Genomic DNA, 22,015 nt, shown 5'->3' on the forward strand with positions numbered 1-22,015 from the left:
GCGCCAACGACCACGGGTCTCGCATCGCGAGCCTCGCAGGGCACATGGCCTTTCGTGTTGGCCGCACTGTGCATCGGCGCTGGATTCTTCTTGCCGCAGTTGCTGAACAATCCCTTCTACATCGGGCTTGCTCAGCAGGGCATCGTGCTCGGTATCGCCGCTGTGGGCATCGGCTTCCTGATGCACCAATGCGGATTCGTGATGTTTGGTGTCGCCGCATTTGTAGGCTTGCCCGCCTACCTGGTCGGCATCTCGGTGCACAACCTGGGCCTGAGCACTGCTGCGGCGGTGGGCGTAGCGCTTCTGGGTTCCACTCTCTTCGCGCTGCTGGTCGGTGCCCTGGTCGTTCGTGCGCGTCCATTGCCTTTCGCGATGCTCACCCTGGCCCTGGCCCAGATGCTTAAAACGGTGTGCACCCTCCAAGCGATTCGCCCGTTCACCGGCGGTGACGACGGACTGTCCATGAACTTCGAAGGCAGCTTTCTGGGCCTCACACAGTCCGAGTTTGGCAAGCCGATGCAGTTCTGGCCCATTGCATGGGGTACGTTGTGCGTCTCGATGTTGCTCGTATGGACGGCTGGCCGCTCTCGCCTTGGTGCTGTGCTGCGTGCCATCAAGTCCAACGAGGAGCGCATGCGGTTTTCGGGATTCGACACCTACATCCCGCGCCTCGCCGCATTCGCGCTGAGTTGCTTTGTGGTGTCGTTGTCGGGCGTGCTGATCGCGCTGAGCGGCGCATTTGCGTCGCCAGAGCTGCTCGACTTCGTCACAGGCGGAAGTGCGCTCACGGCGATGCTGGTGGGAGGCCCCGCCACGGCGGGGGGTGGTGTGCTGGGCGCATTGCTCTACACCTGGGGACAAGACATTTTTGGCACCACGGGGCACCTGGAGTTGCTCACCGGGATTGCCATGGTCGTGGTCATCTGGTTCTTTCCCCAAGGCGCCATGGGCTTTGTGCAGCGTGTTGGCTTGCGATTGCGGGCCCTCTTTCGGAGGGGAAACTGATGCTTCGCATTGAAGACCTCAGCGTGTCATACGGCAATGTCCAGGCCTTGAGCGGCATCCACCTTGAAGTGAAGCAACGCGGCGTCCTTCATGGCGTGATCGGGCCCAACGGTGCAGGCAAGTCCACCTTGATGGATGCCATCACGGGTCGGCGCAAGCCAACCAGTGGCAAGGTGTTCATCGATGGGCAAGACATTACGCGGCGATCGGTGCACTGGCGGCGGCGCATGGGCATGTCCCGTTCGTTCCAGCGCACGAGCATCTTTCCGGGGTTGACCGTGCGCGATCAACTTGAACTTGTTGCATCGCAACTGGGTGAACCAAATCTGGATGAAATCGTTGACGCCTTCGAGCTGCGCGCCGTCTACGACGAGCAAGCCGATTCCATCGCCTACGGCGACCAGAGGCGGGTGGACGTTGCACTGGCGATGGTCGGAAAGCCGAGCCTCTTGTTGCTGGACGAGCCGGCGGCAGGACTCTCGACGACAGAGACGATTGCACTGTTCGAACACCTGCGAACGCTTGTGGAAAGGCGAGGCGTTACGGCGCTGGTCGTCGAACACGACGTGGATGCCGTTTTCCGCTTCTGCGACAGCATCACCGCGCTGGACCTGGGCCAACTGATCGTCACTGGAAAGCCTGTGGATGTTCGGAGCGACCAGCGTGTGATCACCGCTTACCTGGGAACAGCGGCATAGCACCACGCGGCGTTCAGCGGTGTGGAAACAAAGACGTATCTACCAGGAGGGATTCATGAGTTTTCTCAAGATCGAAGGCCTTAGCGCCGGGTATGGAAAGTCGGTGGTGCTGCGCGGCATCAACCTTCAAGTCGCCGAAGGAGAGGCCATCGCGGTGGTGGGCAAGAACGGGGCGGGCAAGTCTACGCTGCTCAATACCTTCTTTGACGGCACCACCGTGCTCGGCGGCGTCATATCACTCGGCGGCATTTCGCTGCTGGAACGGCCTGCTTATGCGGCACCCAAACTCGGCGCCACGCTGTCACCGCAAGGGCGAATGATTCTGCCGCACCTTACCGTGCGCGAGAACCTGATGCTCGGTGCCGCATCGGGCCGCAAAGGCCACTGGACACTGGCGTCCGTTTATGCGTTGTTTCCGGTGCTGAAAGAGCGTGGTGACAAGCCTGGAACGGCGCTCAGTGGCGGTCAGCAACAGATGCTTGCGGTAGGGCGTGCCTTGATGGGCAATCCCCGGATTTTGCTGCTGGACGAACCTTCAGAAGGTTTGTCCCCGCTGTTGGTGGACGAACTGGCCGGCGTACTGAAAAACATCCGCAGCGAGGGCACAGGCCTGTTGTTGGTTGAACAGCATCTGAGTCTGGTGCGCCGCGTTTGCCATCGCTTTTCAGTGATGGCAAAGGGGGCGTTCATCGACCACGGACTGATCGGAAACATCGATGGCGAACAGCACCGCGCGTCGCTGGCCTTTTAACAACCCAACAGGAGCACCCATGATCAGAAGAATCGCCATCCCTATCGGCGCGGCCATCTGCGCCGCCATGACCTTGAGCGCGGCAGCGCAGGACAAAGAACCCATCCGTGTGGGTCTCATGACCGCGGATGCCGGATCACTGGCATTCGTCATGCCGCATTTCATCGAGCCCGCAAAGCTCGCTGTTGACATGTTCAATGCCCAAGGTGGCGTGCTGGGCCGCAAGTTCGAGGTTGTTCTGCAGACGCACAACGCCACGCCAGCTGGTGCGCTGGCCGCCGCCACCCGCCTAGTGCAGCAGGAGAAGGTGTCGTTCATCTCCGGTTTCACCACGTCAGGGATATCGCTGGCCATCGCACCTCGCCTCGATGGGCTCGGAGCCCTGCTGCTGGACAGCACGGCGCAGTCGAAGGAGCTCACGACAAAAAAATGCTACGCGAACTACTTCCGCAGCTCGGTGCATGACGGCATGAACGTACGTGCCCTTCGCAACGTGGTGCGGGACTCCGGCATCAAGAACTGGACCGTGGTCGGGGCAGACTGGGCCTTCGGTCGCGACTTCGATTCGGGCTTTCGCGAACTGGTTGCCGAGTTTGGCGGCACGGTTCAGAACTCGGTGTTCACCCCCGTGGGTACCTCGGACTTTGGCTCTGCGATTGCACAGCTCGGCAGCAGACAGACCGAGGGTCTGGCCGTGGCCTTGTCCGGCAACGAAGGTATCAATTTCGCGAAACAGCAAAAGCAGTTCGGGCTGTTCCCCAAGTTCAAAACAGTGGTTTCGGTGGGCTTTACCAGCGACATGGTACTGGGTGCGCAAGGCGACAGCACGGTGGGTGTGTACGCCCCTCTGGGCTTCGCACCGGAGTATCCCGGCGCGAAGTCACAGGCCTTCGTCAAGCTGTGGCAGGAGCGTTTCAAGCGTCCGCCCAGCAACCTGGAAGCGGACAGCTGGCAGGCGATTGAGTTGTTGCACGCGGCGATTCAGCGCGCTGGTTCGACGGACGTGGCAGCCGTGCGCAAGGCGCTGTTGGGATTGAAGGCGAACACTGTCGTCGGTGATGTCGAGATGCGCTCTTCCGATCACCAACTGATGCGAAGCATGGCCCTGGTGCAGATCGAGTCTGCCGGGGAAGGTAAGTCACGCCAGGTCCTGCGCAATTTGGTGCCCGCCGATCAGGCGACGCCGGCCGCCGTTCTGAACTGCAACTGAGATGGCAAACATGGCCATCCGCATGAATCGCTTTGACGGTCAGATCGTCATGGTGACCGGAGGGGGTTCAGGGATTGGTGCCGCCGTGGCGCGACGCTTCGTGGACGAAGGCGCCCGCGTCGCCTTGGTGGATCGAAACCCCGCCGTGACCGACGCAGTGACCTCGGCACTGGGAAGCGCGGCTTTCGCCTGTACCGCAGACGTCAGCGACGAAGCCCAGGTGGCCGCCGCTGTGGAAGAGACCGTGCGCCGCTTCGGCAGACTGGACGTGGCGGTCAACGCCGCGGGTTTTGGACTGCAGAGTCACATCGTCGACACAACGCTAGAGCAATGGCACAGCGTGTTGAACGTGGACCTCACGGGCATTTTCCTCTGCGCAAAGCACCAGGCTCGGCAGATGCTGCGTCAAGGGTCGGCAGGTTGCATTGTCAACATCTCTTCGACAAACGCGGTGCAGCCGGGCGAAGGTCTGAGCGCGTACTGCGCGGCGAAGGCGGGTGTGGCCATGTTCACCCAGGTCGCGGCCATGGAGTTGGCACCCCATGGCATTCGCGTTGTTGCGGTCGGCCCGGGTCTGACGGAAACGCCGCTGACCTCCCTGATGCTGCAAAACGAACACACGCAACAGGCTTGGCTGCGCAACATTCCGGCGGGCAGACCAGCGGCTGCGGATGAACTGGCGTCGCTGGTCGCCTGGGTCGCGTCCTCTGAAGCCGCCTACATCACGGGCGAGTCCATCTACATGGACGGCGGGCTGAGAACCCGCAGCTATCCCTCCATGTCGGACCGAAAACTCAACAACCCGCCGGGCTCGGCCTTTCACCAATCCTTGTCGAGGTCGGCATGAAAGCCCTTGTATACGAAGGTCAATGCGATTTGCGCCTGCGCCACATCGCAGCGCCCTCCCCATTGCCCCATGAAATATTGGTGCAGGTGGCTGTCACTGGCATCTGTGGATCTGACATCGGCCTGTTTCGAAAGACTTCGAGCATCATGCCGCCATCCACAGTGCCCGGACACGAGTTCGGCGGCTGGACGAGCGACGGCAACTTCGTGGTGGTCAATCCCATGCTGTCCTGTGGACACTGCCCCAACTGCCAGATCGGGCACACGCATCTCTGCCCGGAACGCCGGGTCATGGGCATCCAGACGGCTGGCGCCTATGCAGAACAGGTGGCGGTTCCGCGCCGCAATCTGGTGCCCGCACCGGGATTGACGCCCATCCAGGCGGCACTGGTCGAACCCATCGCGAACGGCCTGCATGCGTGGGTGCGCGCAGGAAAGCCGGTGCATTCTGCAGCAATCATCGGCGCGGGCGCGATCGGTATGTGCTTGCTGCATGTGCTGCGCCAGCACGGCGTGAAGGACATTTCAGTCGTGGACCCCGTTCAGGCGCGGCTGGACCACGCGATGGCGGGCGGCGCCACAAAGGTGATGGGCAAACTCGAAGGTCGCTACGGCGTTGTTTTCGATGCGGCGGGCACACGCTCTACCCGTGAAGACGCCGTTGCCTGCACCGTGCCGGGCGGCACCGTGGCGTTCATCGGATTGCATGACGACATCCTTTCGCTGTCGGCTGCCGCGCTGGTCGTTGGGGATCGCACGCTTTGCGGCTGCTTTGCCTACACGGAGCAAGAGTTCCGGGACTCGGTGGTCCTCGCTCGTGACATCCACGCACCCTGGGCCGAAACAGTCCCCATCGATGCAGCTGAAGAGACGATGGTCGAGCTGCTTGCCGGCCGGAGTCCACCAGAGCGCATTAAGACACTCATTGCATTTGCGAATCAATGATATGACGCCCGATACCGCCGTCTGCGCGCACACATCTGCAATCACTTTCTCTTCACCATGACGACTATTCGAATCACTTATGTGGAGCACACAGGCGCAACACACACTGTCGAAGCCAGAGTTGGCCGGTCACTCATGCTCGCGGCCATTGACAACGCGGTGCCTGGAATTGACGCGGATTGCGGCGGCCAATGCGTGTGCGCCACCTGTCACGTCTATGTCGACGAGCACTGGAGCGAGCGCCTCGTACCCGCCTCTCAAACCGAACAGTGGACTTTGGACGGCTCCGTGGATCTGGATCCCGCGCGTTCAAGGTTGGCATGCCAGATCGTATTGACCGAAGCACTGGATGGCCTGACGGTCACCCTGCCGCAGAGCCAACGCTAAGACGCTACTTCAACCCACCCTGGAGAACGACCATGAACGACAGTGAACAAAATCCCATCTCCGAGCCAGCCGCCGTGAGAAAGAGTGCCGGGCGCATCGAGATTTTCCGAGCAGACAAAGCGGTGAATCTGGATGAGGCGGGCATCATGCATGCAGAGGCGCCGCCGCCAGAACGCGCGCCCTTGAACGGCATCTTCAAGGAGGCCGTGGAACGCGGGATAGCGACACGGTTGCTGTTCCGGGAGCCGCGCCCCGATGGCTTCAGTCTCGTCTACGCATGGTTCAAAAGCGGTTACCCCCTGCCCGCGCATTCGCACAACGCCAACTGTTTGTATTACGTCATTTCGGGTGAGCTGACGATGGGCACCGAGGTTCTGAAGTCGGGCGACGGATTTTTTGTACCGGCCAACGCCATCTACTCGTATTTCGCGGGACCACAAGGCGTTGAGGTGCTGGAGTTCCGCAATGTGGCGGAGTTCGACCTGGTGTTCCGCGGCGGCACACTGCCCATGTGGGAGCGCGCTGCGGCTATATGTTCTGCGGGCTTCGAGCGCTGGAAAACAGAAGAGCCTCCCGAACGGCAGTCTGCCGGCCTGGGCTGAACGCGGCAACGGGATGCAGGCGGCGCCATGCCGCTTGTACTCGCCTGGGCCCGATCAAGCCGCGTCGACGATGAATAGCTCGCGCACCATCGCGGCGTCCCTGAGCTTGAGCGCTTCGGCGTATTCGGGTGAGTCGTACCAGCGGCGCGCGGCCTCACCCGATTCGAACTCCATGATGATGACCTTGCCCGGGCGCGCGGGATCGCCTTCGGCAAACAGCTTGTCCTTGCCACGCACGAGGAAGCGCCCGCCGTACTTCACGATCGCCGCGCCCGCGTGCTGGCGGTAGGCGTCGAGTTCGGGGCCGGGCTTCATGTCGGCTTGTACCACCACGTAAGCGCTCATTCGGTTGTCTCCTTCAGTGCTTGCGGTTGTATCGATGCGGGTGCAGGCACTAACCGGGCACGGTACTTCATGAGGCGGCCCGCCGCGTTGCAACCGGCCACACCAATGAGCTGGCCTGCGCGCAGGTATTCCGCCAAGAATGCGCCCTTGGTCTCGTCCTCGAACACGAAGCGCACCTCGTCGGCGTGCTGCGGCGTGCCCAGCGCCTGGATGCGTTTGCCGTGCATGTCCGACCAGAAGTAAGGCACGTATTCGGCCCACACCGGGCCGGTCTGGCCGCAGATGGTGTGCGCGACGATGCGTGCATGCTCGCGCGCGCTGGTCCAGTGTTCGTCGCGGTGGCGCGCGGCACCATCGGTCGGCGCCCAGTTGGCCACGTCGCCTGCGGCGAAAAGGCCGGCGTGCGAGGTGCGGCCCCAGGCGTCGCAGACGATTCCATCGGCCACCTGCACGCCCGAGGCTTCGAGAAATTCAACGTTGGGCAACGCGCCCAGGCCGGCCACGACCACGTCAGCCGGGTGCACCGAGCCGTCGGACAGCCGCAGCGAGAAACCGTCGCCCGCGCGAGACACCTGCTCCACGCGCACCCCGGTTTTCACCTTCACACCGGCAGCCAGGTGAAGATCGACCAGGCGCTGCGCGACCGCAGGACCGAGCACGCGCAAAAATGGCAGCGACTCGCATTCGTACACGGTCGCCTCCAGGCCAAGTTGGCGGGCGCTCGACGCCACTTCCGCGCCGATGAAACCGCCACCGATCACGGCCACGTGCTTCGCGCTCGCCATCACCTGCTTGAGGCGCAGACCGTCGTCGAGGTCGCGCAAGGTGATCACACCCTCGCACGAGCAGGCGGAGGGCAGCACCCGTGCGCGTGCGCCGGTGGCGATGACGATGAAGTCCGCCGAGAGAACGGTGCCATCGGCGAGCGTCACGCGGCGCGCGGGCGCGTCGAGCGCGGCCACGGGCACGCCCAGCCGCAGCTCGATGTTTTTCTCGCTCAGCTCCGCAGGCGTTGCCAGCGCGATGCTGTCGGTGGTCGCCTCGCCGGTCAGGATGGCCTTGGACAAGGGCGGGCGGTCGTAGGGTGCGTGAGGCTGCCCATCGACCAGCACGATGCGGCCTTCGAAGCCACAACGCCGAAGCTCGGTGGCGGCACCCACACCGGCAACCGAGGCGCCCAGGATGAGAACGACGGGTTGGGTCATGGCCGGCTCCGTGTCAGATGATGCCGCGCTGGTGGTAGTCCCCCAGCTCGCTTGCCGAGAGGCCGATCACACCCGCGAGGATCTCATCGGTGTGCTCGCCGAGCAAGGGCGGGCAACGCAGCGCTGGCGTGGGCGAGTCGGACATCTTTACCGGCCAGCCCGGCAACACCACCTTGCCACGCACCGGGTGGTCCACTTCGGTGAGGATGCCGGTGGCGCGCAGCGATGGGTCGTTGATCAGGTCGGCGCTGTCGAGCACCGCACCCGCTGGCACGCCGGCGGCGTTGAGCAGCTCCATGGCACGGCGCTTCTCCTGCGTGGACATCCACGGCGTGATGATCTCGTCGACCTCTTCCTTGCGCTCGAAGCGCGCCGACGGCGTGTTGTAGCGCGGATCGTTCACCAGGTCTTCGCGGCCGATAACCTTCAGCAGTGCGTTCCATTGCTGGTTGCCGGTGAAATCGTCGCGCGCGGTGTAGATGAAGCAATAGTCGTTCGGGCCACCGCCTTCGCAGGGGTACAACGAAGACGGTGCCGAGCTGCTGCTGGGCGATGCATTGCCCACGCGCTCGGCGGCACGGCCGGTGACCTGCTGGCGCGCCAGCGACATGCGCGAGAAGGTGATGGTGGCTTCCTGCATGGCCACTTTCACGTGCTGACCTCGCCCGGTCGTGTGGCGTTGGAAGAGCGCCGCGATCACACCGCTGGCGAGGTACATGCCGGTGCCGGTGTCGGCGAAGGTGGGGCCCGGCTTGAGTGGCGGGCCATCGGATGTGCCGGTGATGGCCACCGCCCCCCCCATGGATTGCGCCACCGCGTCGAAGCAGCGAAAGTCGCGGTACGGACTCTGGTCGCTGAAGCCCTGGATAGAGCCGTAGACGATGCGCGGGTTGAGCTCGCTCACGGTCTTGTAGTCAAAGCCCAGGCGCTGAATGGTGCCCGGCGCAAAGTTCTCCAGCAACACGTCGCTCTCTTTGATGAGGCGGCGCAGCAGGGCCTTTCCCTCCTCTTTCGACAGGTCCAGCGTCACGCCCTTCTTGTTGGTGTTGAGCACCAGGAAGTAGAGCGAATCGGCGGTCGGGTTGTCGACCGATGCGATGCGCGCCGGATCTCCGCCCTTGGGCCGCTCAATCTTGAGCACGTCGGCGCCCAGAAAGGCCAGCGAGGTCGCGGTGGTCGACCCGGCTTCCCACTGGGTGAGGTCAAGCACACGGATGCCGGTGAGAGCCCGCGGCACGTGGGCGCCGACGGCTGGGGTGGGGGTAGTGATCATGAAGTCGCTTTCCGTGGTGGCGGGGTATTGGGTTCGCATGCGCACCGCTTTCAGTCCCAGGCCAGCGGCAGTTCGTGCACGCCGTACACGAACATCTCATGGCGAAATTGCAGCGCTTCGAACGGCACCGCGAGGCGCAGGTTGGGAAAGCGCTTGAACACCGATTCGTAGACGATCTGCAGCTCCGCGCGCGCCAGCACTTGCCCCAGGCATTGGTGGAAGCCGTAGCCGAAGGCCACGTGCTGGGAGGCATTGCGCTCGATATTGAACTGGTCCGGCTCGGGGAACAGGGTCTCGTCGCGGTTGGCCGCTGGCGTCGAGCAGATCACTCCCTCTCCCTTCTTCACCAAGTGGCCGTTGATGTCCACGTCTTCCAGAGCGACACGCCGCGCGCCGATGTGAAGTGGCGAGGTGAAGCGCAGGATTTCTTCCACCGCGTGGGGAATCAGCTCGGGGTCGGCGCGCATCAGCGCGAGCTGGTCGGGGTTTTGCAGCAGTGTGAGCACGCCCATGGCGGTCATGCTCTGCGTGGTCTGGTGCCCCGCGCTCAGCAACAGGCGGATGATGTTGATCAGCGTCTCGCGGTCCACGTGGCCGGGCAGCAGCTGCTCGTGCACCAGGCGCGAAATGATGTCGTCCTGCGGACTCTCAGCCTTCTTGTCGATCAGGTCGCTGAGGTACTGGGAGATTTCCTTGAGCGAGGCGCGCACCTCGTCGGGCGTGGACTTCGTGCCGAACTGGATGCGCGTGGCGCGGTGAAAGATCTCGTGGTCGCCCAACGGCACGCCCAGCAAGTTGGAGATAACCTCGGTGGGCAGCGGCGCGGCCACGTGTTCCACGAAGTCCGAGCCCTGGGGCATTTTTTCGTAGGCGTCGAGCAAGCGGTCCACCAGGGCCTGCATCACTGGCCGCAGCGCGTTGATCTTCTTGACGGTGAACTCCCTGGTCACCATGCGGCGTTGCCGGTCGTGCTCGGGGTTGTCCATGCGCAGGAAGGAACGGTCGGCCAGGTCGGCCGCCTTGCGGCCTTCGAACACGTGCGGGTACGAAGGATTGATGGCCTGCGCGCTGAAGCCCGGGTGCGAGAGGATGAGCTTGATGTCGTTGTAGTTGGTCACCAGGTACGGGCTGGTGCCATCCCACAGGCGAACCCGGGCAAACGGCTCTTCGCGTTGCAGGCGTCCGTACTCGGCGGGCGGGTGGAAGGGGCAGCCACGGGCCATCGGGTAGGTGAGTTCGGCCTTGTCCTGCACTGTTGGTTCTGCTGTCGTCATCGTAATCTCCTTGGTTTCAATTCGGGGTGGTTTCGGCGCTCGGCTGTGTGCGCAGAAAAGCCTTGTTCATGCTTTCGATCCAGCGTTGGCGGTCGCTCGCGCGGCGTGCCTCGTAGTCCGCAACACGGGGGTGCGGCAGGATGAGAAATTCCCCTTGCGCCATGCGCTCGAGCGCGTGACGCGCGACCTCTTCGGCTTCGAGGAACACCATGCCTTTGCCCGCCTTTTCGCTGCTGGCCTTGGTCATGCCGGTGCGCACGCCCTCAGGGCAGATGCAGTGCACGGCAATGCCATCGCCACGGCAGGTGATGGCCAGCCACTCGGCGAGCGCCACGGCCGCGTGTTTGGTGGCGGTGTAGGGCGCGGTGCGGAAATCGCTGAGCAAACCGGCGGCCGATGCTGTCACTACGAAGCACCCTGCGCCGCGCTGCTTCATGCCCGGCAGCACCGCCTGAGCGGCGTGCACGTGGCCCATGACATTGACGCCCAGCGAGCGCGCCCAGTCCGTCGCATCGCCCAGGCCCTGGCCGGCGTTGATGCCAGCGTTGGAGCACCAGAGGTCGATACCGCCCCAGGTGGTTTCCACTTGCACGGCCAGCGCGCGCACGGCGGCTGCGTCGCTCACATCGAGCGCGGCAGCCGTGGCACGCGTGCCCAGTGCGTCGGCCACGCGGCGCGCGACGTCGATCTGCACGTCCGCCACGATCACGTGGCGCGCGCCACCGGCCAGCAAGGCCTCGCACAGCGCACGGCCGATGCCGCTGGCACCGCCTGTGACGACGGCGACTTGATCCTGGGGCTGAAACGTTTTCATGATTTTAGGTAGTATGGTTGGACCATTGAACTAGATTATGTCAGAAAAGTGCGCGACGTGCAGCGGCCGTTACGCGGCCCGTAGCAGGCGGCTGTCTTCGGCCTGCAGCACCGCGAGCACAGCGGGGCGGTGCACCATCCGGTCTTTCCAGGCGGTGTAGTGGGTCAGGGTCTCCATGGGCAAACGCATGCGCCGCCCGAAGCCCCAGAACGGCAACGCGTGCGCGTCGCAGACGGTGAACCGCTCGCCAAAAACCCACGGGCCGGCGGCGCCGATCAAGGCGTCGACTTCCTGCAGCGCGGCCCAGTAGGCTTCCATGCCGGCGTTCCTGATGCTGTCCAGCGCCTCGGGCTGGTGGCTGAAGCGCCCGGGTTTGACGACGTGCGCAAACGTGGGGTGCACGGTGCTGGCCAGCCAGGCCAGGATGGACATGCACTGCGCCTCGCGCAGCGGGTCTTGCGGCAGCAGCTGCGCCGCGGGAAAACGCCGCGCGATATAGAGCAGGACCGCACAGGTCTCCACCAACGTGGTGTGCCCATCGACCACCAATGCCGGCACCCTGCCGCGCGGGTTCAACTGGAGGTACGCCGCGCTTTGGGTTTCGCCATCGTTGACGGAGACGGAGCGCCGTTCGTAGGCCACGCCAGCCTCGTGCAGCGCGATGTGCACCGCCATGGAGCAGGCGCCAGGGCTGTAGTAGAGAACCAGCGACATCGCCACGCGACCCGCTCAGTCGACTTCGATCTTGGCCTGGCGTCCCAGCGCCGTGAAGCGCTTCATGTCTTCTTCCATCATGGTCTTGAAGCGATCGGGCGCGGCGATGACAGCCTCCTGCCCGATGGCCAACAGCGCCGGCTTGCCTTCCGGTTTTTCTGCCTCTTCGTTGATCACGCCATTGATGCGCTTGACCAGATCGGCCGGCATGTTCGCCGGTCCGAGCAGGCCGATCCAACTGCCGATCTCGAAACCCGGCACGGCCGACGACACCAGCGTCTTCGAGCCACCGGCCAGATCGGAGGGCGCGTTCGAGGCCACGCCCAGCAATTTGATCTTCTTGGCCTGCACTTGCGGCATGGCGTTGCCGGCGGTCATGAAATACACATCGATCAGTCCGGCAATGACGTCCGCGGAACCTGGCGCATCGCCCTTGTAGGGGACGTGGATCATCGAGACACCCGCTGCGTTGGCGAACCACTCACCCGCCAGGTGGTTGGTGGAGCCGATGCCGGCCGAGCCGAAGGTCACCTTGCCGGGGTTACGTTTGGCGTACTCGATCAATCCTGCGGCGTCGTTGGCCGGGAACGAATTGCGCGCCACGAGCACGTAGGGGAACTGGCCAACGATGGCCAGTGGCGTGAAGTCCTTGAGCGGGTCGTAGCGCGGTGCTTTCTGCAGCGACGGTGCAATGGTCAGCGCGCCGCGTGGAATGGCCGCGAGCGTGTAGCCGTCGGGCTTGCTTTGCATGAGCAGCTGGATCGCCACCTGGCTGTTCGCGCCGACGCGGTTGTCCACGATCGCGGGCTGGCCCAGGCGCTCGGACAACCAGCGCGCGGCCAGGCGGGCCGCCAGGTCGGTCGGGCCGCCAGCGGCCGACCCGCACAGGATCTTGATCGGCTGGCTGGGGTAGGTGTTGGCAAAGGCGGGCATCGCGCCGGCCAGAGGGGTGAGAAGCGCAGTGGTGAGCAGCTTGCGCCGGTCGATGGAATACATGTGTGTCTCCTGAGGGTGGAAATGCGAACCGTGGTGGGCGTCCCTGCGCTCTTCTGGTGATGCTCACGGGCCGCAAGGGGTCCCGGTGAGACGGCAGCTTCAGTCTTCGTAAACCTTGATGGCTTCGGCCGGGCAGAGACGCGCGGCGGCTCGCACCGAATCGGCCAGCTCGGCCGAGGGGTTGGCGTTAAGCAGGATCACGATCCCGTCGTCTTCGCTCTGGTCAAACACCTCGGGCGACTTGAGCACGCACTGCCCTGCCGCGATGCAGCGCGCTCGTTCGATGGTTACTCGCATGGTTATCTCCTTCGTGGGTTTCGTGTGTCGGTGTGTGTGATGGGCGGGTGCTCAGGCACCGGCCCAGACCGGATCGCGCTTCTCCAGGAAAGCGGTAGAGCCTTCCTTCGCGTCCTGGGTTTTAAAAAGGCGCTGCTGCGTCGCTTCGGTCAGCTCGTCGTAGCTGGGGCCTGCCGTGGGCAGCAGGTGCCGCATCAGCGCCATGGTCCCTCCGATGGCCAGCGGCGCGCTGGTCATGACGCGCTGCGCCATCTCTTTCGCTGTGGCCAACGCGTCGTCGGCCACAGCGTTGACCATGCCGTACTGCAGCGCTTCCTCGGCGGTGATGCGCCGCCCGGTAAGCGCCACATCCCAAGCCACGGACAGCGGCAGGCGCGAGAGTGCAATGGGCAGGCAATCGCCACCGGCGATCAATCCGCGCAGCGGTTCGGGCAGCGAGAAACTGGCATTGGGTGCCGCCACCACCAGCTCGCACGACATGGCGATCTCCAGACCGCCACCGACCGCATAGCCATTGACCGCCGCAATGAAGGGTTTGCTGCGCGGACGCCTCACGAAACCGGCAAAACCGTACGGCGGGAACACCGCCCGGGCCTCACCCCGGGCACGTGCCCGCAAGTCGGCTCCCGCGCTGAAGGCCACGCCGCCGGCGCCTGTGATGATGCCGACGCGGATCGATGGGTCTTGTTCGATCTGTTCCACCACTTCGGTCAGTCGCCGGGCAGCGGCCAGGTCGATGGAATTCCGCACCTTGGGGCGGTTCAGCGTGATGGTGGCAATGGCGCCTTCGACATGCAGGTCGATGGAGCCGTTTTCGGGGTCTGACATGGACATCCTTCGAATGGTGTGGTCAAAGGTTTAGAATGGGCTCTAGTTTAATGGTTGAACCATTGATAGTCAACATTTTCTGATCGTCTGCTTTCAAAAACGGGGGCCCCATGACATTCAACGTTTTTCAGTCCGGCCTCGGCTTCATCGAAGGACCGGTGTGGACGCCCGACGGCCGTCTGTGCGTGACCTCGATCAGCCAGGGCTGCATCTACGTGCTGGGCGGCGACGGGGTGGTGCTCGAGCGCCTTCCCACGGGTGGCGGCCCCAACGGTCTGGCGGTCGGCCAGGACGCGCTCTGGGTGGCGCAGAACGGCGGCATCTTTGGCGCCTCGGGCGTCACCAGGGGCGGCATTCAGAGGATTTGCGACGGGAAGGTGGAACTGCTGTTCGCCGGCATGCTCACCGCACCCAACGACCTCTGCTTCGGCCCGGACGGCCGCCTCTATGTGACCGATCCGCTCACCGACCGGGCGCTGACCGAAGAGATCGAAGGCAGCGTGTTCGCCTGCGACGTGGAGACAGGCGAGATCGAGACGGTTGTGTCACAACGTCTGTTTCCCAATGGCATTGCCTTCGACCCCAGCGGCACGGTGATGTACTTGGCGCAGACCTACCCGCGCGTGATCGAAAAATTCCGCTTCAGCGCGGGCCGCCTCACCTCGGAAGGCGTTCTTTGCACGATCGCCAAAGGCCGGCCCGACGGCATTGCGGTGGACCGCGAGGGCAAGCTCTGGGTGTGCACGCCCGGCACCGGCGGCCTGGAAGTGTTCGGCCCGGATGGCCAGCCGCTGCGCCGCATCGAATTCGGCGATGGCACGATGACCACCAACTGCTGTTTCGGCGGGCCGGCCATGACCGACCTGTTCGTCACCGCCGCCGGCCGTGGCAGCGTGCTTAAGCTGGATGCGGGCGTGGCCGGGCTTCCGTTGTATCCGCGCGCCGCAGTGCTTACTTAGCCTTCGCGGTGCGCCGGGGGGCGGCCACGCGGCGGGTCGCCGACGCCGTCGGCTCCTCGACCACGACCGCTTTGGCGGCGGCCTTGGTGGCCGCTGTGCCCGCAGGCCTGGCGGCAGCGCGCGACGCCGGCGGTTTTGCGGCTGGCGCGGGCACCGGGCTGGTCGGTGCGCGCTGGCCTTGTTCGAGTCGCGCGAGATAGCCCTTGTGCACGACGCGCAGGTTGTCTTCCATCTCGGCCGCTGCCACCTCGGCGTTGCGCGCGCGCAGCGCGGCAATGACTTTCATGCGCGACTTGAACACATCGGGAATCTGTGGCGGCCCGAGCGTGTCGATGAAGTGCTCCATGATCGAAATCAGGCCGTCCATCACGGCGACAAAAATCGGGTTGTCGGTCGTACGCGCGAGCACGCGGTGGAAGTTCAGGTTGATGCGCGAACGCAGCACCACGTCGCCATCGCGCTCGGCTTGCTGCGCGTCGGCCACGTTGCGCTCCAGGTCGCGAATGTCTTCTTCCCGGATGCGCTCGCACGCCACGCGCGCCACCGCCGCCGTGATGTGCAGGCGGGCTTCGGTCAGTTGCCCGGCCGTCACACTGCCAAACTGGAACATGTCTTGAAGCGCGCCAGCGAGCGTGTCGCCACCGGGTGCCACGAGGAAAGCGCCACCGTAGGCGCCCTTGCGCAGTTCGAGCACGCCCGACATTTCCAGGCCGCGCAGTGCTTCGCGGATCGTGTTGCGGCTCACGCCGAGTTTGAGCGCCAGATCGCGCTCCGAGGGCAGACGGTCACCGGGTTTGAGCTGCCCCTGAACGGTGAGCCGTCGAAGCTGGGCAATCACCTCTTCAAAAGCACGCGAGGTTTGCACCACTTCGTACTCGATCTCCGACCGTTCGCGCTTGACCATGTATTCTCCAGCTTTTGCGAGGGCCATCTCCCGTGGCCCCACCATTCAGCCGATTCTCGCACGCCATGGGCGCATCAACGGGCGAAAGCGGGCTGGCACAGGGCAGCAATGCGATCCGCGGCGCGCAGACCCGTCACAGCCGCTTTCGCCAGTCCACCCACATAGCCGATCGACTCGCCCCCTTCGAGCCCGCCCGACGCGCCGCCCGCTGCGAACAGTCCCGGAAACGGTGTGCCTTGCGCCGTCATCGCCTGGCCCCATTCGTCAATGGCGATGCCGCCCATGGTGTTGGTGATACCCGCCACCACCGGCACCGCCAGCAGCGGCCCCTGCAGCGGAGCTGCGCCGCGGGGGCCGATGCTGCGCGCGGGTGTCAGCGTGCCGGGTGTACTCGCCGACAGCGCCGCGTTGTAGTGCGACAGCGTCGTCTGAAGCGCGCCGACCGGCAGCCCCATCTGCGGCTCCAGCGCCGCTGCGGTGTCCGCGCGCACCACGCGCCCCCCCGCCTGCTCCAGGTGGGGATTGGGCGGCAGGAAGCGCGACTTGCCGGCCGTGCTCCAGACTGCTTCGTCGAACACGACCCAGGCGCCCTGCGGATCGGGCAGGCGCGCGATCGCGTTGGCGCCGTAGATGCCGCCGCGCCCCTCGTCGGTGAAGCGCTGGCCATGGCCATCGACCAGCACCGAAGCACTCACGATGTCGTCCAGCCACGGGTAAGGCCACAAGCGCGGATTGCTCAGCGCTTCGCGGTGCTGGACGTGGCCGTAAAAGCCCCGCAAGTCGCTCAAGCGCGCACCGGCGGCCTGCGCCATGCGAAGACCATCGCCACGGCTCGCACCTGCATTGCGCGCCAGAACCGCAGTAGGTTGGGGGGTGATGTGCGCCTGCAGCAGCTCGGGCGCGTTCTGGAATCCGCCATCGGCGATGAGCACGAACGCGGCGTCGATCGCGAAGTCGGCGCCTTGCGCGGTGGTGCCGCGCAGGCCCCGGCAGTTGCCGTCTTCCACGCGCAGTGCGGTGGCGCGGTACCCCCGCAGCACGCTGCCACCGGCCTTGACCAGTGCAGCTTCGAGCAGGCGCAGCGTGGCATCCCCGCCCCGCCCTTTCCAGTCCAGCCCTTGACGGTGCAGCGCTGGCGGCGCCAGCACGAAATTCTGGTGCGGCTCGGCGCTGCCCCTGATGAACCGTGCGCCCTTGGACTGCAGCCACTTCACCGCGCGGCGCGTGTCGTGCGCCACAGCCCGCGCCAGTGCCGGATGGGCGTGTCCGCCCGTGACGCGCAGGATTGTCTTCTCCAGCACGTCGGGGTCGGTTTGGATATCCGTCACGCAGACGTGGAACACGCCGCCCGTCAGGCGCGAGTTGCACAGGTACTCCCGCTCGGACGACTGCTCCAGCACCAGAACCTGCACACCCTGCTCGGCGGCTCGCAGTGCCGCCGTCAGGCCCGCCAGGCCTGCACCCACCACACACAGTTGGGTTTTCAAAGCGGGCATGGTTACCTCGGCATCAAGGTATCGGCCACGAGAGACACCACGTCCACCGCGACCCGCACCACGAAGTGCAGCACCCATGCGGCGAAGGGCCCCGCCAGCAGCAGTTCCGGCCAGCCGGTGCGCCAGGCCAACCAGCCGAACACCACCAGCACCGCAAGCGAGGCACCCCACGTCCAGGCACGCGCGTGGCGGATCAATGCCACGACAGCGGGATACGCCGGTGTATTCAACTCGGGTTCGTCATTCATGCAGCGTCTCCTTTAATGGTCCTTCCATTGTACTATTCGATTTTTTCTCTGGAGGCACCATGGGCCCGTTGACCGGCTACCGAGTTCTTGAGTTCGCCAGCATCGGCCCTATTCCGCTGTGCGGCATGCTGCTGGCGGATCTGGGTGCGGAGGTGATTCGCATCGACCGCACAGGCGATACGGATCTGGGCGTGCGCCGCGATCCCGCTTTCGAATACACCGGTCGTGGCAAGCGCAGCATCGCGGTGAACCTGAAGCACGCCGAGGGCGTGCAGACCTTGCTGGGCCTGGTGAAGCAGGCCGACGTGCTCATCGAAGGCTTTCGCCCTGGCGTGATGGAGCGGCTGGGGCTCGGCCCCGACGTCTGCCTGGCCACGCAACCCCGACTGGTCTATGGCCGCCTCACGGGTTGGGGGCAGCAAGGCCCCCTGTCCTCCGCCGCAGGACACGACATGAACTTCCTCGCGGTCACGGGCGCTCTCGATGCGATCGGCACGCGCGGCGGTCCGCCGGTGGCGCCGTTGAACCTGGTGGGCGATTTCGCCGGGGGCTCACTCTTTCTCGCGCTGGGCATTGCCGCCGCCCTCGCCTCGCCGCAGGATCGGGGGCGTGGGCAAGTGATTGACGCGGCGATCACCGACGGCGTGTCGGCAATGATGGCCTCGATCCACGGCCAGGTGGAAGCCGGCACCTGGCCCACCGGCCGTGGCGAGCACTTGATCGGTGGCGGTGCGCCATGGAACGCGGCTTACGAGACGGCCGATGGCCTGTATGTCACGGTGTGCCCGATCGAGCAGCGCTTCTTCGACATCCTGCTGGACAAACTGGAGATCGACCCCGCCACCATGCCGGACCGCATGGACCGCGCCCACTGGCCCGCCTGGCAGCAGCGCTTCGAGGCCGTTTTTCGCAGCCGAACCCGCGCCGCCTGGCGCGACCTGCTCGAAGGCACGGATGCCTGCTTTGCGCCGGTGCTCAGCGCCGCCGAAGCCCGCGCGCATCCGCAGGCCACACGGCGGCAGATGTTTGTGGTGCACGAAGGCAAAACCCAACCAGCGCCCGCGCCGCGCTTCAGTGGCACGCCGGCCACCCTCGGCAGCCCACCCGTGCTGCGGGCGGGGCAACACTCTCTTGAGGTGCTGCAGTCGTGTGAATTTTCGGCTGCCGAGATCGATCGCCTGTTGGCGTCGGGCGCCGTCGTGGAGACAGCGGCGCCCACTTGACGGCGTGCGGCGACGGGACCGCCCGGTCCCGTCGCCGCCATCGGCGGCTGTCTTATTCGACGCTGATCTTCGCGTCGGTCGCCACCTTTGTCCACACACCCAGCTCCTTCTGAATGCGCGCGGCGAACTGTTCGGGCGTGACGGCCACCGGGTCCTGACCAATGCTGGCCAGCGACTGCAGGTACTGCGGCTGCTTCAGGCGCTCGTTGATCGCGGCGTTGAGCTTCTTCACCACGTCGCGCGGCATGCCGGCCGGGCCGACGATGCCGATCCAGCTGCCCATGTGGAAGCCGGGCACGGTCTTGGCGACCACGTCCTTCACGCCCGCCGCCAGCGGTGTGGGCGCGGTGGAGGCAACACCCAGCACCTTGAGCTTGCCAGCTGCGGCCTGTGGCATCGCCAGGCTAGGCGTCAAGAAGTACACGTCCAGCCGATCGGCGAGCAAATCGCCGATGGCGGGCGCATCGCCCTTGTAGGGCACGTGTTCCATCGAAATTTTGGCCATGCTGTTGAACCACTCCCCGGCCAGGTGGTTGCTTGAACCAATGCCCGCCGAGCCGTAGTTCACCTTGCCAGGATTCTTCTTCGCGAAGTCGACCAGGCCTGCCACGTCGTCGGCCGGGAAACCGTTGCGCGCCACTAGCACAAAAGGGAACTCGCCCACGATGGCGATGGGGGTGAAATCCTTGATGGGGTCGTATCCCGCATTCGCTTTCACCGCCGGCGTGATGGTCATCATGCCGGCCGTCACCGCCAGCAGCGTGTGGCCATCGGCCTTGGCGCGCTTGAGCGCCTGGATCGAAATCAGGCCATTGGCGCCGGCGCGTGTGTCCACGACGACCGGGTCCTTGAAGCCATCGCTGAGCACCTTGGCCGCCAGGCGCGCGGCGACGTCGGTAGGTCCACCGGCGGCAAAGCCACTGAGAATGGTGACCGGTCCAGCAGGAAAAGTCGCGGGGGTTTGGGCGTTGGCCGCCAGCGCCAGGACGGCGCTGACCAGACCGACAACGGTCTTCTTGAGGATGGATTGCATGGGGAAGTGTCTCCTGTGTTTTGAGGGGTCGCGCGGCGAAGGGTTCAACGGCCAAAGGGATGCGGACAGGCGGTTGGTCCTCGTGCACTAAGCCGATTATTCAACAGAAACGGATTTGGACCTATGGTCCATCCATTAGATTATTGATTTTTCAGGTTTCTCAGGCGAAGCTGTCGGCCATTTTTCCTGCAGGACTATATCAATGGTCCAATCATTGGTATATTTGCGACCCGAGATGGCGCTTGGCTGCGAAGGCCACGCTGCATGGCAGACCAATAGGAGAACACGATGATTGAAGAGACACCCGTCCTGATTGTTGGCGGCGGGCCCGTGGGCCTGGCGCTGGCCGGTGACCTGGGCTGGCGCGGCGTGAAGAGCACGCTGATCGAGAAGAGCGACGGCATCATTGCCCAGCCGCGCATGGACATGGTGGGCATTCGCAGCATGGAGTTTTGCCGCCGCTGGGGCATCGTGCCCTGGGTCGAGGCCGCGGGCTACAACCGCGACTACCCGCAAGACTGCGCCTGGGTCACCGACCTCAACGGCTACGAGTTCGGCCGCGAATTTTTCCCCTCGCCCGCCGCCGAAAAAGCGCCGCCGCACAGCCCGCAAAAGCGCGAGCGCTGCCCGCAGAACTTCTTCGACCCGGTGCTCGCACGCTTCGCCAAAAGCACCCAGCTCGCAGATCTGCGCTACCGCAGCACCCTCGAATCGTTTGTGGACCATGGCGACCACATCATCGCCACCGTGAACGACGAAGCCGCCGGCACGCAGCGCCAGATCCGCGCGCGCTACCTGGTCGGCTGCGACGGCGGCGCGAGCACGGTGCGCAAAGGCATGGGCATTCGCATGGACGGCGACGGTGTGCTCACGTACACCACGAACGTGATCTTTCGCTGCGACGGGCTGGAGAAGCTGCACAAAATGCAGCCCGCATACCGCTACATCTTTATCGGCCCCGAAGGCACCTGGGCCACTCTGGTGGCGATCAACGGCCGCGACCAGTGGCGTTTCTCGCTCGTAGGCGACGGCGAAAAGCGCGACCTCACCGAGGCCGATCTGCGCAGCGCCATCGTGCGCGCGGTCGGGCGCGAGTTCGATTTCGACATTCTTTCCGTGCTGCCATGGATCCGCCGCCAGCTCGTGGCCGACCACTACCGCAAAGGCAACGCCTTCATCGCAGGCGACGCAGCGCATCTCACCTCGCCCACCGGCGGTTTCGGCATGAACACCGGTCTGCTCGACGTGGTGAACCTGAGCTGGAAGATTGCGGGCGTGCTGCAGGGCTGGGGCGGCGAACACCTGCTCGACAGCTACGAAGCCGAGCAGTACCCCGTGGCCGTGCGCAACGTGACCGAGGCCGGCGAGAACCTGCGCCGCATGCTCTCGCCGCGCGTGCTGCGCCCCGACGCTGCGGCCTTCGACACCAGCAGCCCGAACTTCGAGCAAGCCCGCAAAGAGTATGGCGACCGCTACACCGAGATGATGAAGCGCGAGTGGTTCTCGGTCGGCATCCACCTCGGCTATGTGTATGAGAACTCGCCGATCGTCGTACCCGACGGCACGCCCGCGCCGGTCAACCAGGTGTCGCGCTACGTGCCCACCGCGCGCCCGGGTTCGCGTGCGCCGCACGTCTGGCTGACGCCGGAACAGTCGACGCTGGACCTGTTCGGACGTGAATTTGTTCTGCTGCGCTTTGGTGCCGAGCCGGTGCCGGTGCAAGCCCTAATCGAAACGGCGGCGCGCGTCGGTCTGCCACTAAAGGTCTTGGACATCGACCACGCCGAAGCGGCGACGCTCTACGAGAGCCGTCTGGTGCTGGTGCGGCCCGATGGCTCTGTGGCCTGGCGCGCAGACGTCTTGCCGGCCGATGCGCAACGCATTGTCGACACCGCGCGTGGCGCCGTGAGCCCGGTGCCCGAACAACTCGAGCGCCGCGAATACGAACTCGCCGAGGCTTGA

24 protein-coding genes are annotated in these 22,015 nt (G+C 64.9%); 11 read left to right on the top strand and 13 right to left on the bottom strand.

Annotated elements, in window-relative coordinates:
• Positions 1-54: 54 nt before the first annotated feature.
• From HPA01S_RS15955 to HPA01S_RS15990, 8 genes are read left to right on the top strand one after another with little or no spacing between them, the layout of a single operon-like run.
• Positions 55-1,005, top strand: coding sequence for a branched-chain amino acid ABC transporter permease (locus HPA01S_RS15955; protein WP_169801542.1), 951 nt, complete (start codon positions 55-57; stop codon positions 1,003-1,005).
• The gene (locus HPA01S_RS15960; RefSeq protein ID WP_066271755.1) at positions 1,005-1,703 is read left to right on the top strand and encodes an ABC transporter ATP-binding protein; all 699 of its coding nucleotides are present in this window, start codon (positions 1,005-1,007) and stop codon (positions 1,701-1,703) included. Before HPA01S_RS15955 ends, HPA01S_RS15960 begins: the two co-directional genes overlap by 1 nt.
• A 55-nt stretch (positions 1,704-1,758) precedes the next feature.
• Positions 1,759-2,454: an ABC transporter ATP-binding protein gene (locus HPA01S_RS15965; protein ID WP_066271756.1), complete on the top strand. Its 696-nt coding sequence runs from the start codon at positions 1,759-1,761 to the stop codon at positions 2,452-2,454.
• A 19-nt stretch (positions 2,455-2,473) separates the two neighbouring features.
• A complete protein-coding gene (locus HPA01S_RS15970; protein WP_066271757.1) occupies positions 2,474-3,664 on the top strand; it encodes an ABC transporter substrate-binding protein in 1,191 nt (396 codons plus the stop codon).
• Between the two features lie 10 nt (positions 3,665-3,674).
• Positions 3,675-4,511 carry an SDR family NAD(P)-dependent oxidoreductase gene (locus HPA01S_RS15975; protein ID WP_169801543.1) on the top strand — a complete coding sequence of 279 codons (837 nt, stop codon included), beginning with the start codon at positions 3,675-3,677 and terminating at the stop codon, positions 4,509-4,511.
• Positions 4,508-5,455 (top strand): zinc-dependent alcohol dehydrogenase, encoded by a 948-nt coding sequence (locus HPA01S_RS15980; protein ID WP_084360738.1) that lies wholly within the window; start codon positions 4,508-4,510, stop codon positions 5,453-5,455. The genes HPA01S_RS15975 and HPA01S_RS15980 overlap by 4 nt, the downstream gene beginning before the upstream one ends.
• 57 nt (positions 5,456-5,512) lie before the next feature.
• Complete coding sequence (locus tag HPA01S_RS15985) at positions 5,513-5,842, top strand: 2Fe-2S iron-sulfur cluster-binding protein (RefSeq protein ID WP_066271760.1); 330 nt, start codon at positions 5,513-5,515, stop codon at positions 5,840-5,842.
• A gap of 32 nt (positions 5,843-5,874) precedes the next feature.
• Positions 5,875-6,444, top strand: coding sequence for a cupin domain-containing protein (locus tag HPA01S_RS15990; protein WP_066271761.1), 570 nt, complete (start codon positions 5,875-5,877; stop codon positions 6,442-6,444).
• 54 nt (positions 6,445-6,498) lie between these two features.
• On the opposite strand, the gene HPA01S_RS15995 is transcribed toward HPA01S_RS15990, so the two are convergent.
• The 9 genes from HPA01S_RS15995 to HPA01S_RS16035 form a co-directional block, all read right to left on the bottom strand.
• Positions 6,499-6,789, bottom strand: a complete 291-nt coding sequence (locus HPA01S_RS15995; protein WP_066271762.1) for a DUF1330 domain-containing protein — start codon at positions 6,787-6,789, stop codon at positions 6,499-6,501.
• Entirely contained in the window at positions 6,786-7,994 is a 1,209-nt protein-coding gene (locus tag HPA01S_RS16000; RefSeq protein ID WP_066271763.1) for an NAD(P)/FAD-dependent oxidoreductase, read from the bottom strand. Before HPA01S_RS16000 ends, HPA01S_RS15995 begins: the two co-directional genes overlap by 4 nt.
• A 13-nt stretch (positions 7,995-8,007) precedes the next feature.
• Entirely contained in the window at positions 8,008-9,267 is a 1,260-nt protein-coding gene (locus HPA01S_RS16005; RefSeq protein WP_169801544.1) for a CaiB/BaiF CoA transferase family protein, read from the bottom strand.
• 50 nt (positions 9,268-9,317) lie between these two features.
• Positions 9,318-10,541 (bottom strand): cytochrome P450, encoded by a 1,224-nt coding sequence (locus HPA01S_RS16010; RefSeq protein WP_084360739.1) that lies wholly within the window; start codon positions 10,539-10,541, stop codon positions 9,318-9,320.
• 16 nt (positions 10,542-10,557) lie between these two features.
• Positions 10,558-11,355, bottom strand: coding sequence for an SDR family oxidoreductase (locus tag HPA01S_RS16015; protein WP_066271766.1), 798 nt, complete (start codon positions 11,353-11,355; stop codon positions 10,558-10,560).
• A gap of 69 nt (positions 11,356-11,424) precedes the next feature.
• Positions 11,425-12,069 carry a glutathione S-transferase family protein gene (locus HPA01S_RS16020; RefSeq protein WP_066271767.1) on the bottom strand — a complete coding sequence of 215 codons (645 nt, stop codon included), beginning with the start codon at positions 12,067-12,069 and terminating at the stop codon, positions 11,425-11,427.
• 15 nt (positions 12,070-12,084) lie between these two features.
• On the bottom strand, positions 12,085-13,065 hold the full coding sequence (locus HPA01S_RS16025; RefSeq protein WP_066271768.1) for a Bug family tripartite tricarboxylate transporter substrate binding protein: 981 nt from the start codon (positions 13,063-13,065) through the stop codon (positions 12,085-12,087).
• Between the two features lie 99 nt (positions 13,066-13,164).
• A complete protein-coding gene (locus tag HPA01S_RS16030; protein ID WP_066271769.1) occupies positions 13,165-13,362 on the bottom strand; it encodes a ferredoxin in 198 nt (65 codons plus the stop codon).
• Between the two features lie 51 nt (positions 13,363-13,413).
• Entirely contained in the window at positions 13,414-14,190 is a 777-nt protein-coding gene (locus tag HPA01S_RS16035) for an enoyl-CoA hydratase-related protein (protein ID WP_169801545.1), read from the bottom strand.
• Positions 14,191-14,300: 110 nt separating this feature from the next.
• Here HPA01S_RS16035 and HPA01S_RS16040 point away from each other — a divergent pair, with 110 nt between their 5' ends.
• Positions 14,301-15,149: an SMP-30/gluconolactonase/LRE family protein gene (locus HPA01S_RS16040; protein WP_066271771.1), complete on the top strand. Its 849-nt coding sequence runs from the start codon at positions 14,301-14,303 to the stop codon at positions 15,147-15,149.
• Here the strand turns inward: HPA01S_RS16040 and HPA01S_RS16045 are convergent.
• From HPA01S_RS16045 to HPA01S_RS16055, 3 genes are all read right to left on the bottom strand, one after another.
• Positions 15,142-16,053 (bottom strand): FadR/GntR family transcriptional regulator, encoded by a 912-nt coding sequence (locus HPA01S_RS16045; protein WP_066271772.1) that lies wholly within the window; start codon positions 16,051-16,053, stop codon positions 15,142-15,144. The two genes, HPA01S_RS16040 and HPA01S_RS16045, sit on opposite strands and share 8 nt — an antisense overlap.
• Positions 16,054-16,127: 74 nt before the next feature.
• Positions 16,128-17,549: an FAD-dependent oxidoreductase gene (locus tag HPA01S_RS16050; RefSeq protein ID WP_066271773.1), complete on the bottom strand. Its 1,422-nt coding sequence runs from the start codon at positions 17,547-17,549 to the stop codon at positions 16,128-16,130.
• Positions 17,550-17,551: 2 nt separating this feature from the next.
• The gene (locus tag HPA01S_RS16055) at positions 17,552-17,797 is read right to left on the bottom strand and encodes a hypothetical protein (RefSeq protein WP_066271774.1); all 246 of its coding nucleotides are present in this window, start codon (positions 17,795-17,797) and stop codon (positions 17,552-17,554) included.
• A gap of 59 nt (positions 17,798-17,856) precedes the next feature.
• On the opposite strand from HPA01S_RS16055, the gene HPA01S_RS16060 reads away from it, so the two are divergent.
• A complete protein-coding gene (locus tag HPA01S_RS16060) occupies positions 17,857-19,020 on the top strand; it encodes a CaiB/BaiF CoA transferase family protein (RefSeq protein ID WP_066271775.1) in 1,164 nt (387 codons plus the stop codon).
• A gap of 52 nt (positions 19,021-19,072) precedes the next feature.
• On the opposite strand, the gene HPA01S_RS16065 is transcribed toward HPA01S_RS16060, so the two are convergent.
• Positions 19,073-20,053 carry a Bug family tripartite tricarboxylate transporter substrate binding protein gene (locus tag HPA01S_RS16065; RefSeq protein WP_066271776.1) on the bottom strand — a complete coding sequence of 327 codons (981 nt, stop codon included), beginning with the start codon at positions 20,051-20,053 and terminating at the stop codon, positions 19,073-19,075.
• Between the two features lie 288 nt (positions 20,054-20,341).
• On the opposite strand from HPA01S_RS16065, the gene HPA01S_RS16070 reads away from it, so the two are divergent.
• Positions 20,342-22,015, top strand: a complete 1,674-nt coding sequence (locus HPA01S_RS16070; RefSeq protein WP_066271777.1) for an FAD-dependent oxidoreductase — start codon at positions 20,342-20,344, stop codon at positions 22,013-22,015.

The sequence above is a fragment of the Hydrogenophaga palleronii NBRC 102513 genome (assembly GCF_001571225.1).
Taxonomy (GTDB): domain Bacteria; phylum Pseudomonadota; class Gammaproteobacteria; order Burkholderiales; family Burkholderiaceae_C; genus Hydrogenophaga; species Hydrogenophaga palleronii.